The following is a 14,479-nucleotide window of genomic DNA, read 5'->3' on the forward strand; positions in this document are numbered from 1 at the left end:
ACGATCCGGGGCGGCGGCCTCTTTCGCGCGCCGATCTCGCGACAGACTCAGGCGGCCTCGACGGCCTCCAGCGTCGGCTCGGGCGCCGGGGGCTGCTCGACGGAGAAGCGGATCCCCATCCGGCGCGCCAGGTTCGCCATCTGGTCGAGCAGGACGTAGAAGACCGGCGTGACGAGCAGGGCCAGCAGCAGCGAGAGCATCTGGCCGCCGATGATGACCTTCGCCATGCTCGCCCGGGCGCCGGCGCCGGGGCCCTGGCCGAGCGCCATCGGCACCATCGCCGCGACGAGCATGATCGTCGTCATCAGGATCGGCCGCAGCCGGGTGTGGTTGGCCTCCAGGATCGCCTGGTGGCGCGGCACGCCCCGGGCGCGGAGCTGGTTCGTGGCGTCCACCTGGAGGATGCCGTTCTTCTTGACGATCCCCACCAGCATGAACAGGCCGAACAGGGCGTAGAGGTCCAGCGGCGTCTCGAACAGGTAGAGCGACAGGATGCCGAACGGCACCGTCACAGGCAGCGCGGCCAGGATGGCGACGGGCTGCGTCCAGCTCTCGAACTGGGCGGCGAGGATCAGGAACATGAACACGATCGAGAGGACGAACGCCACGGTGAAGTGGTAGACCATCTCCTTCATCGTCTTCGCCTGGCCGGTCAGGACGTAGGAGTACCCCGGCGGCAGGTCCATGTCCTTGATGATCCCCTGGGCGACCCCGACGGCGTCCCCCAGCGCGATGCCCTCCGGGTTCCCCAGCACGGTGACGATCCGCTCGCGGTTGAGCCGCTCGATCTCCGTCGGCCCGCGATCGTCGACCAGCTCCGCCAGGCTGGAGAGCTTCACCAGACCCGCCTTGGGGGAGGGGAGCGTGAGCTGATAGATCTCGTCGACCGACCCCCGCGCCGCGGCGTCGGCCCGGAGCCAGACGTCGTACTGCTCGTCGCCGTCGCGGAAGCGGGTGACCGGGAGGCCGCCGACGAGGACCCGGAGGCTATCGGCGATGGTGCCGACCGGCACGCCCAGGTCGCTCGCCGCCTCGCGGTCGACCACCACCTGGACCTCGGGCTTGCGCAGGGAGAGCGTCGTGTCCAGGTCGACGACCCGGCCGTCCTTCCGCAGGCCCGCGACCAGCCCGTCGGCGTACTCCGCCAGCTTCTCCAGGTCCGGCCCCCCCAGGTTGAGCTGGAAGGTCTGCGGCCGGTTGCCGCCGTGGAACGGCGAGACGTCGTTGACGCTGGCGCGGAGGTCGGGGTAGTCGGTCAGGAACTCGCGGGCCTCCTGCTGGACGTCGAACTGCGAGTAGTCGCGGTCCTCCAGCTCGTCCATGCGGACGTAGATCGTCGCGCGGGTGACGTCGCCCGCCCCCTTGACCGCCCGCCCCGTCGTCGAGCCGATCGACGTGAAGATGTACCGCGTCCCCTTCAGCCTGCGGACCCGCCCCTCCAGCTCCGTCATCAGCTCCGACGTCCGCTCCAGGCTGTAGCCCTCCGGCGTGGTGACGCTGATCTCGTACTCGCTCTGGTCGTCGCGCGGGATGAGCGAGAAGCCGACCGCCTTGCCGACCGGGATCGTCGACGCGATCACGCCGATCGACGCGAGGATCACCAGGAACTTGAACCGGAGCGCCCCGCGGAGGAAGGCCCCGTAGCTCCCGTCGAGGGCGCGCCAGATGAAGCCCGACTTCGAATTCGCCGCGTGCCCGTCGTGCGCCGGCTCCAGCTTGAGGAACCGCGAGCAGAGCATCGGCGTGAGGGTGAACGAGACGAACAGGCTCATCGCCACGGCGAACGCCACCGTGCCGCCGAAGCTGGAGAAGAACCGGCCGACCACGCCCCCCATGAACGCGATCGGCAGGAAGATGACGATCAGCGAGAGGCTCGTCGCCATGACCGCCAGCGCGATCTCCCGCGTCCCCTTGCGCGAGGCCGTCATCGCGTCGAGCCCGTCCTCCTCCATGTGGCGGAAGATGTTCTCGTGGACGACCACCGCGTCGTCGATCACGATGCCGATCGCCAGGATCAGGGCCAGCATCGTGATGTTGTTGAGCGTGAAGCCCATGTAATGCATGAACATGAACGTCGGGATGATCGACGTCGGGATCGCCAGGGTGGCGATCAGGGTCGTCCGCCAGTCGCGGATGAACAGGAGGATGGTCAGCGAGACCAGCACCGCGGCCAGGACGAGGTGCAGCTTCACCTCCTCGATCGACTTCTCGATGAACCGCGACTGGTCGCGGATGATCTCGGTGGCGATGTCGGGCGGGAGCGTCGCCTTCAGCTCGCCGAGCCGCTCCTTCAGGTCGTGGACGAGCTGCACGGTGTTCACGCCCGACTGCTTCTGGACGACCAGGCTCACGGCCGGGCTGCCGTCCAGCCGGGCGAGGCTGCGGGGCTCCTCGTGGGAGTCTTCGGCGCGGCCCACGTCCCGGACGCGGATCGGGTAGCCGTTGCGGTTGGCGATGATCAGGTCGGCGAACTCGCGCTCGGTCTGGAGCCGGCCCAGCGTCCGCAGGACCAGCTCGCGCGGGCCCTGGTCGATCCGGCCGCCGGGGACCTCCAGGTTCTGGCGCAGCAGCGCCGAGCGGACGTCCTCCACCGAGAGGTTGTAGCCGGCGAGCCGGTCGGCGTCGACGACGACGTTCATCGCCCGCGTCCGGCCGCCGACCAGCGTGATCGAGCCGACCCCCGGCACGGTCTCCAGCCGCTCCTTGATCCGACGCCGGGCCAGCTCCGTGACCTCCCGGAAGTCGCGCCGGCCGGAGACGGCGATGGTGAGCACGGGCATGGAGCCGGTGTCGAACTTGTCTATAATCGGCGCCTCGGTCCCCTCGGGCAGCTCCGCGAGGATGGTGTTGACCTTGTCGCGGACCTCCTGCACCCCGACGTCGCCGTTCTTCGACAGGAGGAACTGCACGACGACCACCGAGACCCCCTCCTGCGTCGTCGAGCGCAGCTCGTCGATGCCGGAGACGGTGTTGATGATGTCCTCGATCGGCTTCGTGACCGTGGACTCCATCTCCTCCACGCTCGCCCCCTGGAGCACGGTCGTCACCGTGCAGACCGGGAAGTCGACGTCCGGGAACAGGTCGACCCCCAGCTCCGAGTACGAGACCGCCCCCAGCACCAGGGGGACGATCATCAGGACCCAGGTGAAGACCGGTCGATTGATGCAGACATCGGAGATCGTCATGGGCGAGATCCAGGGCGGATGCCCAGCTTCGCGACGAAGAGGGCGAGATCGAGGCGTTCGCTGAAACCGAGGTCGTCGTGGCCGTCGGGCCCGAGCCGGGCTTAATTCCTGGCCGCTTGCTTGACGGCCTCGGCGTGGAGGCTGGGCTCGGCGTCCCGGTCGGGCTCGCGGACGATCACGCCGGAGCCGTCGGCGAGCTTGGACTGGCCGGTGACGACGACGCTGCCGGAGGTGGGCATCTTGTCGGACACGACCTCCACCCAGCCGGCCCCTTCCTTGCCCAGGACCAGCCCGTCCACCGCGCGGACGTGGTCGCCGTCGAGGACGAAGACCTTGGTCACGCCGGCGTACTGGACGATCGCCTCGACGGGGACGACGGTGGCCTCGGCCTCGGTCTCCACGACCACCACGGCCTTGGCGAAGCCCCCGGGGCGGAGCAGGCCCTCCCCGTTCGTCGCCAGCGCCTCGACCTGGAACGTGCGGCTCTCGGCGTCGACCGTCGGGTTGATCCGCGACACCTTCCCCTCGAACGCCCGGCCGGGGTGCGAGGCGACCGAGATCCGCACCGGCTGGCCCGGCTTGATCTTGGCGCTGTAGCGCTCGGGGATGTTGGCCCACAGTCGCAGCGGGTCCTCGATCACCAGGTCGAAGACCGGATCCCCCTCGCGGATCATCTGCCCCTCGGCGACCGACCGCCGCGAGATCGCGTAGACGAGGTCGACGGCCTCGCCGCCGGTGGGCGGGGCCTCCTGCGGGCGCGGGGCCAGGATCGTCAGATCCTTGAGCTGCTGCTCCGCCTGGTCGCGCGCCACCCGGTTCGCCAGCGCCATCGCGATGACGTTTCGGGCGGTCGACTTGGCGTTGTCGTAGGCGGCGACCGAGGTCCGGTACTCGCTCTCCTGGTCCTCCAGCTCCTGGGTGGTCCCGGCTCCCCGCTGGCTGAGCTTGTGCTGGCGGGCCAGGTTCTGCGAGGCCCGCTCCATCGCCACGCGATACTGCACCACCGCCGGGACCTTCTCGATGATCTCCTCGGTCTGCGGGCCGGAGATCAGGGTCTCCGAGATCCCGTAGCGCTTGATGAAATCCTCGGCCGTCTGGGCCGTGACGCCGAGCTTCACCAGCTCGGCGAGGTACTTCGACTCGGCCACGTTGTACGCGAGCCGGGCGTCGACGGGGTCGATGTCCACCAGGGGCTCGTCGGGGCGGACCCGGTCGCCGATGTCGTGGTGGACCTTCAGCACCCGCCCCGATCGCTTCGAACCGACCGTCACCTGCTCCCAGCCCCGGAGCGAGCCGACGGCCTCGATGGTCCGCTCGACCGGCCGTCGCTCGATCGCCGCGACCGTGACCGGCACCGGCGGCGGGGGGCCGCCGGCCTCTTCCTCCCCGGCCGGGGCCTCGCCGGAGGCGCAGCCCGCCACCGCGACCGCCAGGCCCGCCGCCGTCGCCGCCGCCAACATCCGGAGTTTCATGCGCGACCATCCCGGCCGGCGTCGTCGGCTCGGCCCTCGAAGGCCCGGAGCAGCGTCGCCACCAGCATGCCGGCGCGATCCTCCCCGAGCGGTTTGTCGTGATATAGGAAATCGATGACCGAGATCGTCAGCATGCCCCGGAACATCGAGTCGAAGGCGTCGAACTCGTCCTCGGGGACCAGGCCGGCCTCGACGCAACGGCGCAGCGCGGCGTCCGTCGGCCCCCGGAGGTCTTCCTTGCGGCACGCCATCAAGGAGCCCGTCGGCCCCTCGGGGGGGCCGAACGCCGCCGCGAAGAAGAACCGCGAACGGTCGGGGTCGTCCCGGCAGTAGTCGAAATGCGCGGCCAGGACCCGACCGAGCGCCCGCGCCGGGTCGCTCTCCTCGGCCACGATCTCGCCCAGCCGCTCCACCAACGCGGAGAGAGGCTCGACCAGGAGCGCCTTCGCCAGGCCTTCCTTGCTGCCGAAATGGTAGTAGAGCGTCGGCTTGGCCAGCCCGGCCTCCTCGACGATCTCCCGAGTCGACGTCGCCTCGAACCCCCGACGCGCGAACAGCCTCGCCGCGGCCCTGGAGATCTGGCCGGCCGCTTCGCTCTCGCTCTCGCTCTCGTCCGTCCTCGCGGGCGACGCCATCCTGGGCCTCGGAAATGGACCGACTGGGGAAACAATGCAGCCTACCGAGCGGTAGGTATCATGATCGATTCCTGAAAAACCGTCAAGATGGAAAAGGCCCACGGCCGTCCCCCGCAGGGTACAATCCGAGGGAGGACCTTCCGCCGCGACCCCGGGGATGACGCAATGAACGTGGAGAAGCCGATCACGGACCGGATCACGATCGCCGACCAGCCGACGAGGGATGACCTCGCCCGGCTGCGGGACGAGGGGTACGTCGCCGTGGTAAACCTGCGCAACGATGGCGAGCCCGAGCAGCCGATGGACGTCGCCGCCGAGCGTCGCGAGGCCGAGGCGTTGGGCCTGGCGTATCACCACCTCGGCGTCGGCCAGCCGGTCCTGTCCGACCCGGGGGTCGCGGAGGCGTGCGCCTTCATCGACCGGGAGGCGGGGAGGGGGAAGGTGCTGGTCCACTGCCGCAAGGGGGGCCGCGCCGCCGCGATCACGCTGATCCAGCAGGCCCGCGCCAACGGCTGGGGGGCCGACGAGGCCGTCGAGAAGGGCCGCGAGATCGGCCTGGCGCTCGACCCCGGCTTGCAGGCCAAGGTCGAGCAGTACCTGAACTCGCCCGGCTGACGGACGGCCGCCGCCGCGCTTGACTCGGCGAAAAGCCTCGTCCTAGAGTGGATCCGTCCGGCCCGTCCCATCGCGGTCGCCCTTTCGACGTCGTGCGGGAGTCCGTCATGCCCCGTCGCCGAGCCGCCGGCCTCGCCCTCTCCCTCCTCCTCCTGACCGCTCCCGGCCTCGCTACGGCGGGGGAGGATCCCCGGACGGCCGCGGCATTCCTGCTGGGCCTGCGCGAGCGCGGGTACTTCGACCTGGCGTCGGAGTACCTCGAACGGCTGCGCGGCGCCCCGGGGCTGGGCGAGCCCCTGAAGGGGATGCTCGACTACCACGAGGGGCGGATGCTGGTCGACGAGGCGTCGCGGACCGTCGACCTGGCGCGGCGTCGCGAGCTGCTGGACCGCGCCGCGGCCAGGCTCGAGGCGTTCGCGAAGGAGCGGCCCGACGACGCCGAGGCGATGGAGGCGCTCGTCGAGGTCGCCCGCGGCCAGGCCGAGCGCGGCCACCTCGCCCGACTCGTCGCCGAGGACGCCCAGGATCCCGAGAAGAAGCAGGACAAGCTCGACGAGGCCCGCGCCCACTTCCGCGAGGCCGCGGAGGCCTACGAGCGCTGCGCCGAGCGGCTGGACGCCGCTTACCAGGCCCTCGCCGGCTTCAAGGAGCGCGGCGACCCGAGGATCGAGCAGCGCGATCGCCTGCGGAACTCCATGCTCGACGCGCGCCTCAAGCGCGGCATCGCGTTGTACGAGGAGGCTCAGACCTACCCATCCGACGCCGCCGAGCGCGGGCCGATCATCGATAAGGCGCTCGAGCTGTTCGACGCGATGGAGAAGGGATATCGCGGCACCACCGCCGGCATGCTCGCGCAGATGTACCGAGGCAAGTGCTTCGAGGAGCAGGGCAAGATCGGCGAGGCGATCGGCGACTATCGCGCCCTGATGGGCCAGCCCGACGAACGCCTCCGCGACCTGAAGCGGCACGTCAGCTATTTTTACATCATAGCCCTGGCCAAGCGCGAGCAGTTCGCCCTGGCCGCGGACGAGGCCGTCCGATGGTTCCAGATCCACGACCGCCGCGAGGAGCGGGACTCGGTCGAGGGCCTGGGCGTTGCCTACGAGCTGGCCCGCGCCATCGACGCGCAAGTCACCCCCGAGACCCCCAAGGCCGAGAAGGACCAGGCGTCCAAGCGGATTGTCGAGGCCCTCGCGCCCGTCGTCCGCGCGCCGAGCCGCTTCAAGAACGACGCGCTCGACCTGCTGAGGAAGTACAGGCCGAGCACGGCGTTCCAGCCGTCCGAGATCGCCCGGCTGAGCTTCGACGAGACGACCGGCCAGGCCGAGGAGGCCCTCGCCGCGCGCGAGTGGGACCGCGCCGTCGCGCTGCTCCGCGCCGCTCTCGGCAAGGCCGGCCCGCGTCAGGCCGATCGGGTGAACCGGCTGCGCTACGACCTGGGCTTCGCCTGCTACATGAACAAGCAGTATCCCGAGGCCGAGGTCGTCGCCGGCCACCTCGCGCGCCGTCACTCGACCTGGGAGCTGGCGCCCCCCGCCGCCGCGCTCGCGCTGCAAGCGATCTTCGAGCAATACCAGGCGTCCAGGGCGGCCGACCGCGCCGGCGACCTGGAGCGCTACCTCGACCTGGCGAAGTTCACCGCCGCGACCTGGCCCGAGCGCGAGGAGGCCGACGACGCCCGGATCGTCATGGGTCAGATCCACCAGGGCCGCGGGGAATACGACCTGGCCCTCGCCGACTTCGCCGCCGTCCGCGAGCGCTCGCCGCGCCGCCTGGAGGCCCAGACGCGGCTCGGCGGCGCCCATTGGGCCAGGAGCCTGGCGCTCGCCCGCGAGGGCGAGGCCAGGCGGGCCGAGGCCGAGGCGGAGGCCGCCGAGGCCGTCGCGATCCTCCGGCGGACGCTCGACGACCGCAAGGCGGCCGGCGCGGCGACGGGTGACGTCGGGTTCCTCGGCAACGCCGCCGACCTCGGCGCGGCGCTCACGGAGTCTGGCAAGGCCGACGAGGCGATCGCCGTCCTCAAGCCCATCGTCGAGGCCCAGGCGGCCGGGACCGGCCCGGCCCACGGGCGGCTGATGGAGGCGTACCTGCTCGCCCAGATCAACACCGGCCAGGTCGAGCCGGCCATCGCCTCGATGCGGGCCCTGGAGCAGAGCGGCGAGGGCTCCAACCGCGCGCGGCTCTACTTCAAGCTCGGCCGGCTCCTGGAAGCAGAGCTGGACCGGCTCGCCAAGGCGGACCAGCCCCAAAAGCTGGCCGAGATGAAGAAGTCCTTCCGGTCGTTCCTCATGGCGCTGGCCGAGAGCGAGGACGGCCAGTCGTTCGATTCGCTGCACTGGGCGGCCGGCGGGCTCCTCTCGCTGGGTGCCGGGGCCGAAGCGGAGGGCGTCCTCCGCGAGCTGATCGAAGATTCCGAGGGGAACGCCGAGTTCATGGGCCAGCCCGGCGCGGTCGAGCGGCTGCTCCGGGCCAAGGTGAAGCTCGCCGAGGCGCTCCGGATCCAGAAGAAGTTCGACCCGGCGGCCTCCGTGATCGACGAGCTGACGACCGACCCGCGATACTCGCGCTACATCGACCCGCTGATCGCGAAGGGGGAGCTGCTGGACGCTCGCGAGGATTGGCGGGCGGCCTGCGCGCACTGGCAGGACGTCGCCCAGAAGCTAAGCCGCGCCAGGCCCCGCCCCGAGGCCTACTTCGACGCCTGGTATCGCGCCGCGGTCGCCTACGCGAAGCAGGGGCAGACCGCGCGGGCGCGGCAGACCCTGACGGCCGTGACGCGCCTGAACCCGACCCTCGGCGGCCCGGCGATGAAGAAGAAGTATGATGACCTGCTCGCGACCTTGAAGTGAACCGAACCGAGGGGAGCCCCATGCCATCGATCCACACGCGGCTCGCGGCTGTCGCGCTCGCCGGCCTGCTCGTCGCCGCCCAGGCTCGGGCCGACGTCGTCCAACTCATCCCCGGCTCGACGTTCAAGCAGGCCCAGGGGGGCGCGGTGCGCGGGACGGTCACGGCGGAGACCCCCGCCGAGGTGACGGTCTCGCTGGGCGCCACGACGATCGTGGTGCCGACCGACCAGATCGAGTCGATCGAGTACCAGGGCCAGCCGGCGGCGATGCAGCTGGGCCGGACCAACGCCGACGCCGGCCGCGTCGAGGAGGCCGTCGCGCAGTACCAGAAGGCGGCGACCGAGGCGGCCGGCAAGCCGTTCGTCGTCGAGGCCGCGAGGTTCGGCGAGGCGTCGCTCCTGGCCGGCGAGGCCCTCGCCGAGCCCGGCCGCGTGAAGGACGCCGTGTCCAGGCTGACTGCCTTCCTCCAGGCCCACCCCAGGGGCCGGCACGTCGTCGCCGCGCGCGAGGCCCTGGCGCGGGTGCAGCTCAACGCCCAGGACTTCAAGGGAGCCGAGGCCAACCTCGCCGAGCTGGCCAAGCTCCCCGCCGGGGCCGACCGCGCGGCGGTCCTCAAGGCGCGGCTGCTCGCGAAATCCGGCGACCCGCAGGCCGCGGTGGACGAGCTAGACCGCCTCGCCGCTGCCGCCCCGGAAGGCTCGCCGAGGCGGGTCGAGCTGGAGCTGGTCAAGGCCGAGGCCCTGGTCGCCGCCAGCCGTTACGACGAGTCGGAGACGCTGGTCCGGCAGGTCATCGCCGCCGCCCCCGCGGAGGACTTCGCCGTGCAGTCGCGGGCGTACAACGCCCTGGGGGACTGCCTGGCCGCCGCGGCGAAGCCCAAGGACGCCCTCATGGCGTACCTCCACGTCGACCTGCTCTACGCCAAGGACAAGCAGGAGCATCCTCGCGCGCTGCGGCGCATCGAGGAGCTGTTCCGCAAGATGGGCCAGCTCCCCCGCGCCGACGAGTACGAGCGGCGGCTCAAGCAGGAGTACCCCAACAGCCCATGGGCCCGGCGGGCCCAGGGCTGATCGGGGCTCGCGCTCAATCGAGGTCGTCCCGCCGCGCCCGCCGGCGGGACGCCTCGTTGATGTTCACGACGGTGCCGACCGCCCAGAAGACGAAGCCGACGACCACGATCGTCCACACCTGATCCGTCGTCATCCCGAACCAGTGCCCGGAGCCGTCGCGCGACGACATCGCGACCGACGACAGCCCGAACATCTCCATCAGGAGGCCGAGGATCCGCATGTACTGACCGGCGTGCGCGGGCATGGCTGGGCTTCCGGGGTCGGGTCGATTCGGGCGCGTTCCTCGGGGAAGCCGACGGGAAGGGTCTCCTCCCCCGCCCCCTCGGCCGGGCTCACACCTTCGGCAGCTCGTATCCCTTGCGGGCCTCGCGGGAGAGCAGGGCGTCCGCCTCGGGGTCGTCCTTGAAGCGCTCGGCGTCGACGTCCCAGTTCAGCTTGCGGCCGACCTGGTAGGCGATGTTCCCCAGGTGGCAGGTGTTGGTCGAGCGATGGGCGACCTCGATGTCGCTGGTCGGCTTCTCGCGCGAGGCCATGCAGTCGAGGAAGTTGCGGATGTGCGGCGCCTGGCCGTCGTCCCCCTTCTCCTTCGACGCCTCGAGCTCGATCTTGCGGCGGTCGCGCTTGCCGTGGACCAGCGCGATGCCGTAGGGCTCGTTGATCTGGTCCGGGATGATCTCGTAGCCGGAGCGGTCCAGCAGCAGGCTGCCGTCGGTGCCGCAGAAGAGGATGCCGTAGTCGTGGCCGTTGAACTTGTAGCCGTTCCCCTTGCGCATCGAGTAGGTCAGCACGGCCGAGGGGAACTCATAGACGACCTGCAGGGTGTCGGGGGTGTCGCGGTCGTCCTCGGTCGTCTCGACGCCGCCGGTGGCGTAGACGCTGTTCGGGCCCTTGGCGTCGAGCGCCCACAGGACGATGTCGTTGAGGTGGACGCCCCAGTCGCTCATCATCCCGCCGGCGTAGTCGAAGTACCAGCGGAACAGCAGGTGGAAACGGTTGAGGTTGAACGGGCGCTCGGGCGCGGGGCCGAGCCACCTGTCGTAGTCGACGTGGGCGGGCGCGGCCGTGTCGGGCGAGGGCCCCATGCCGACCGGGCTGATGTTCTCGAAGTTCCAGGTCTGGACCCAGAAGACCTTGCCGAGCTGGCCGGAGCGGACGGTCTCGACCGCCTTGCGGAAGTGGTTCGACGACCGCTGCTGCGTCCCGACGGCGATGATCTTGCCGGTCTTCGCCCCGGCCTCGATCATCGCGCGGCCCTCGGCGACGTTGTGGGCCACGGGCTTCTCGACGTAGACGTCCTTGCCGGCGAGGACGGCGTGGATGGTCGGCAGGGCGTGCCAGTGGTCGGGCGTGGCGATGACGACCGCGTCCAGGTCGTCGCGGTCGAGCATCTCCCGATAGTCGCGGCCGACGTGGGGGCGCTCGCCCTTCCTGGCGTCCTTGACGCGGTCGGCGGTCTCGCCGGCGTGGCGATCGTCGACGTCGGCGACGGCCACCACGTCGACGTCCGGCTGGTTCAGGAAGTCGCCGAGGAGCTGGTTGCCGCGGCTCCCCGCGCCGATGAGGCCCAGCCGCTTGCGCTCGGCGGCGGACGACGCCCGGCCGATCGCCGGCGCCGCGAACGTGGCGAACGCGCCCGCGGCGCCCGCCGTCCCCACGAACCCCCGCCTGGTGAACTGATCGCTCATGGTCTTCGCCCGCCTGGTATGGAGAGATGAGCCGGGCCGCGATCGGCGTCGTCCCGCCGTCGCCCCGCCCACGCCGATCCTACTCCGCGCGCCTCGCGAATGATAGCCGCGGGTGTCCCCCGGTCGCGGGCGCGGCGTACAATGCCCGACACGTCCGCGGTATCCTTTCTCGATCTCGCGAGGGCCGCCATGAACGCCCGGATCCGAATCCTCGCCGCCGTCGCGACCGCCTCCGTCGGCCTCGTCGCCGCCTCCCGCGCGCAAGGGCCGCCCACCTCGGCCGTGATCGACACGGAGCCGATCGCCCTGACGCCCCCGGAGCGCTATCAGGTGGTCGCCGCGCTGGAGCCGATCCGGACCGTGACGATCGTCGCGCCGGCCGACGGCTACCTCAAGAGCGTCGACGCGCCGGCCGGCTCGACCGTCCGCCAGGCCCAGCAGGTCGCCGAGATGGACCGGGCCGAGGCCGCCGCCCGCCTCAAGATCGCCGAGGCCGAGCTGCGCGAGCGCAAGGCGCTCGCGGGCGAGTCGCCGACGGCCGTCGGTGCCGCGGTGGTGGAGGCGGCCGAGGGCCGCGTGGAGCTGGCCCGGCTGGAGCTGGACCGGCTCACGCTCCGCGCCCCGTTCGCCGGCCGGATCGTCTCCGCCCCCGTCGCCTCCGGCCAGTTCGTCCTCAAGGGGACCGTGATCGCCGAGCTGGCCGACCTGTCGACCCTGAAGGCCCTCGTCCCGGTCGACCGCCGCGAGGTCAAGGCGGGCGGCGAGGCGACGGCCGCGATCGAGGACCAGCGTCGGACGGCCAGGGTCCAGTCGATCGTCCCCCTCCCGGCGACGGAAGAGTATCGGCCCCTGCGCGAGCTGGCCGCGCCGATCGCCGGCGCGTGGGTCCAGGTCCAGAACGCGGACGGGGCGCTGGAGCCCGGCCTGCGCGTCCGGAGCGTCAGCCTCCCCGTCGCCCCGGTGGCCGTGGTGCCGAGGTCGGCCGTGAAGGCCGCCGGCGCCGGGGGGACGGACGCGACCGTGCAGGTGATCCGGGCCGAGCACGTCGCCGACGTCCGCGTCAAGACGCTGGGCGAGGTCGGGCCGGAGCGCGTGCAGGTCTCCGGGCCCTTTCGGAGCAGCGACGCCGTCGTCGTCTCGACCTCCGTCCCGCTGGTCTCCGGGACGTTCATCCGGTTCGGCGTGGAGGGGATGCTCGAGGGGGCTCCGCCGAACCCGAACCAGCCCGGCCGCGCCGCCGCGGTCCCGTCGCCACCTTCGACGTCCACGGCCCGGACCCCGCCCGCGCGACGGCCGCCGCCCGCCCCCGCGAACCAGCCCGGGGCGACCCCGTTCTGACCGGCGATCAGCCCGACTTGGACGCCTTCCGCCGGTTCTTGAGGTGCGTCCAGACGTTCCGGCCCTGCTCGCCGATCTGGCCCATCACGCGACGGACCTTCGACCGCCCGGCGGCGGCCTGGAGACGACGCAGCAGGTTGGAACGCTCGGCGCGATGGAGCTGGGCGGCGAACGCGGGGAGGACGTGCTCCACGACGCCGAACGGCGTCGCGTCGTCGAGCCCGGCCGCGGCGTACTCCGTGAACGTCGGCGGCAAGGAGGCGCGGAGCGAGTCCATCAGGTTGCGGACGGCGGCCTCCCGCGCCCCCTGGCCGGAGCCCCAGTCATACGGCGGCTGCCACCCCGGCCCAAGCTCCGCCCGGTCGACCCCCGTCACCACGACGAGCGCCGGCGGGGCCTCGCGGTGGGGATGCTGAAGGTAATAGCCGTCCCACGCCTTAGCGAACGCCAGGTCGGCCGGGAGCAGCCCCTTGCCGCCATCGATCGTCAGCATGAGCATGTCCGCGTCGACCGACGCCGACACGGCCGAGTCGCGCGAACTCCGGTCGGTCCGCGACTCCCGATCGTCGCTGCCGTTGGTCGTGTAGCCGGCGACCTCGACGAACTTCACGTTCTTGAGCCGATCGATCGCCGTCGGGTCCAGCCCCATCCCCTCCAGCCGGGCGCGGACGGTGCGGTCATCCCCCTGGAACAGGTCGCGCGCCACCTGGATCAGACGCGACTTCCCCGAGCCCCGCGCCCCCGCCACGGCGACCGTCAGCGGCTCGTCCGGGTCCGCCATCTTCGCCGCCATCGGCCGTCGGCGCGTGAGCCGGCGGTATTCGTCGACGCCGATGGCGAGCCGGCCGCTGAACAGCTCGATCAGGTGCGCCCCCAGCCGGTTGACATAGGCCTGGAAGAACCACCGCAGGATATTCTGCTGCATGTTCTTCCAGGCAGGCTTCACGATCAGCTCGCGGGTGCCGATCCGCGTCAGCCCGCTGAGCGGGTTGAGGAACGGGGAGACCAGCGCGTACAGGTCGTTGGCCTTGTTGAAGTAATTCGCGACCTGCATCGCCCGTCGCCAGTGCGACAGCGTCACGATGTCGCCGCCGGGGATCTGGCGGGTCAGCCGGGCGAGGTCCTCCGCGGCCAGTTCCAGCGCCCCGAGCAGCTCCACCACCGGCACGTCGTCCAGCGGGTGCTTCGAATCGGGGTGGTAATGGACGGCCAGCTTCTGGAGTAGGATCCGGCCGACGTCGACGTATCGCTCCCCGTCGATCATGGCCTCCATCGGCAGGGCTTCCGCCGCCAGGGCCTCCTCCTCCACGAGCCGCCAGGCCTCGCGGTCCAGCGGCGAGAACGTCCGGGGCGCGTCCCAGTCGAGCGGCGGGAGGACCGTCCGGGTGCTGGTCGTCCACCGCGCCGCCAGGATCGCGAACAGCCCCCCGGCCGCGATCCAGCCGACGACCGCCGGGATGATCCACCCTCGCTCGTACAGCCAGATGGTCCCGAACCCGATGTACGCCAGGACGGGGCCGACCAGCAGCAGCAGCAGGACGCCCGACCGCCACTCGCGCGCGAGGACCCACAGGGTCGCCCGCCAGGTCGTCAGCGTGTCGCGGATGGACGGCATGGAGCCCTCGATTTC

10 protein-coding genes are annotated in these 14,479 nt (G+C 71.4%); 4 read left to right on the forward strand and 6 right to left on the reverse strand.

Annotated features, from left to right (window positions below; translation table 11 throughout):
- Nucleotides 1-47 precede the first annotated feature (47 nt).
- The 3 genes from WG209_RS23765 to WG209_RS23775 all read right to left on the reverse strand — a co-directional run bounded on the left by WG209_RS23765 (nt 48) and on the right by WG209_RS23775 (nt 5,292).
- A complete protein-coding gene (locus WG209_RS23765; protein WP_337177595.1) occupies nt 48-3,185 on the reverse strand; it encodes an efflux RND transporter permease subunit in 3,138 nt (1,045 codons plus the stop codon).
- 101 nt (nt 3,186-3,286) lie between these two features.
- Nucleotides 3,287-4,657, reverse strand: coding sequence for an efflux RND transporter periplasmic adaptor subunit (locus tag WG209_RS23770; protein WP_337177596.1), 1,371 nt, complete (start codon nt 4,655-4,657; stop codon nt 3,287-3,289).
- A complete protein-coding gene (locus tag WG209_RS23775) occupies nt 4,654-5,292 on the reverse strand; it encodes a TetR/AcrR family transcriptional regulator (RefSeq protein WP_337177597.1) in 639 nt (212 codons plus the stop codon). Before WG209_RS23775 ends, WG209_RS23770 begins: the two co-directional genes overlap by 4 nt.
- A 165-nt stretch (nt 5,293-5,457) precedes the next feature.
- Here WG209_RS23775 and WG209_RS23780 point away from each other — a divergent pair, with 165 nt between their 5' ends.
- From WG209_RS23780 to WG209_RS23790, 3 genes are all read left to right on the forward strand, one after another.
- Complete coding sequence (locus WG209_RS23780) at nt 5,458-5,907, forward strand: sulfur transferase domain-containing protein (RefSeq protein ID WP_337177598.1); 450 nt, start codon at nt 5,458-5,460, stop codon at nt 5,905-5,907.
- A 107-nt stretch (nt 5,908-6,014) separates the two neighbouring features.
- Nucleotides 6,015-8,756 carry a hypothetical protein gene (locus WG209_RS23785; protein WP_337177599.1) on the forward strand — a complete coding sequence of 914 codons (2,742 nt, stop codon included), beginning with the start codon at nt 6,015-6,017 and terminating at the stop codon, nt 8,754-8,756.
- Nucleotides 8,757-8,776: 20 nt separating this feature from the next.
- Complete coding sequence (locus WG209_RS23790; protein WP_337177600.1) at nt 8,777-9,826, forward strand: tetratricopeptide repeat protein; 1,050 nt, start codon at nt 8,777-8,779, stop codon at nt 9,824-9,826.
- A gap of 13 nt (nt 9,827-9,839) precedes the next feature.
- On the opposite strand, the gene WG209_RS23795 is transcribed toward WG209_RS23790, so the two are convergent.
- Together WG209_RS23795 and WG209_RS23800 are read right to left on the reverse strand one after the other, a co-directional pair.
- Nucleotides 9,840-10,070 carry a hypothetical protein gene (locus tag WG209_RS23795; RefSeq protein WP_337177601.1) on the reverse strand — a complete coding sequence of 77 codons (231 nt, stop codon included), beginning with the start codon at nt 10,068-10,070 and terminating at the stop codon, nt 9,840-9,842.
- Nucleotides 10,071-10,158: 88 nt separating this feature from the next.
- Nucleotides 10,159-11,511, reverse strand: coding sequence for a Gfo/Idh/MocA family oxidoreductase (locus tag WG209_RS23800; protein ID WP_337177602.1), 1,353 nt, complete (start codon nt 11,509-11,511; stop codon nt 10,159-10,161).
- A 189-nt stretch (nt 11,512-11,700) separates the two neighbouring features.
- On the opposite strand from WG209_RS23800, the gene WG209_RS23805 reads away from it, so the two are divergent.
- Nucleotides 11,701-12,849, forward strand: a complete 1,149-nt coding sequence (locus tag WG209_RS23805; RefSeq protein WP_337177603.1) for an HlyD family efflux transporter periplasmic adaptor subunit — start codon at nt 11,701-11,703, stop codon at nt 12,847-12,849.
- Nucleotides 12,850-12,856: 7 nt separating this feature from the next.
- Here the strand turns inward: WG209_RS23805 and WG209_RS23810 are convergent, their stop codons facing one another.
- Nucleotides 12,857-14,464: a GTPase gene (locus tag WG209_RS23810; RefSeq protein WP_337177604.1), complete on the reverse strand. Its 1,608-nt coding sequence runs from the start codon at nt 14,462-14,464 to the stop codon at nt 12,857-12,859.
- Nucleotides 14,465-14,479 lie beyond the last annotated feature (15 nt).

The organism is Paludisphaera sp., from assembly GCF_037189885.1.
Classification (GTDB): domain Bacteria; phylum Planctomycetota; class Planctomycetia; order Isosphaerales; family Isosphaeraceae; genus Paludisphaera.

Bases quoted from the DNA above. Each gene is read 5' to 3' on its own strand.
- WG209_RS23765 (WP_337177595.1), bottom strand. From the start codon at position 3,185: ATGACGATCTCCGATGTCTGCATCAATCGACCGGTCTTCACCTGGGTC.
- WG209_RS23770 (WP_337177596.1), bottom strand. From the start codon at position 4,657: ATGAAACTCCGGATGTTGGCGGCGGCGACGGCGGCGGGCCTGGCGGTC.
- WG209_RS23775 (WP_337177597.1), bottom strand. From the start codon at position 5,292: ATGGCGTCGCCCGCGAGGACGGACGAGAGCGAGAGCGAGAGCGAAGCG.
- WG209_RS23780 (WP_337177598.1), top strand. From the start codon at position 5,458: ATGAACGTGGAGAAGCCGATCACGGACCGGATCACGATCGCCGACCAG.
- WG209_RS23785 (WP_337177599.1), top strand. From the start codon at position 6,015: ATGCCCCGTCGCCGAGCCGCCGGCCTCGCCCTCTCCCTCCTCCTCCTG.
- WG209_RS23790 (WP_337177600.1), top strand. From the start codon at position 8,777: ATGCCATCGATCCACACGCGGCTCGCGGCTGTCGCGCTCGCCGGCCTG.
- WG209_RS23795 (WP_337177601.1), bottom strand. From the start codon at position 10,070: ATGCCCGCGCACGCCGGTCAGTACATGCGGATCCTCGGCCTCCTGATG.
- WG209_RS23800 (WP_337177602.1), bottom strand. From the start codon at position 11,511: ATGAGCGATCAGTTCACCAGGCGGGGGTTCGTGGGGACGGCGGGCGCC.
- WG209_RS23805 (WP_337177603.1), top strand. From the start codon at position 11,701: ATGAACGCCCGGATCCGAATCCTCGCCGCCGTCGCGACCGCCTCCGTC.
- WG209_RS23810 (WP_337177604.1), bottom strand. From the start codon at position 14,464: ATGCCGTCCATCCGCGACACGCTGACGACCTGGCGGGCGACCCTGTGG.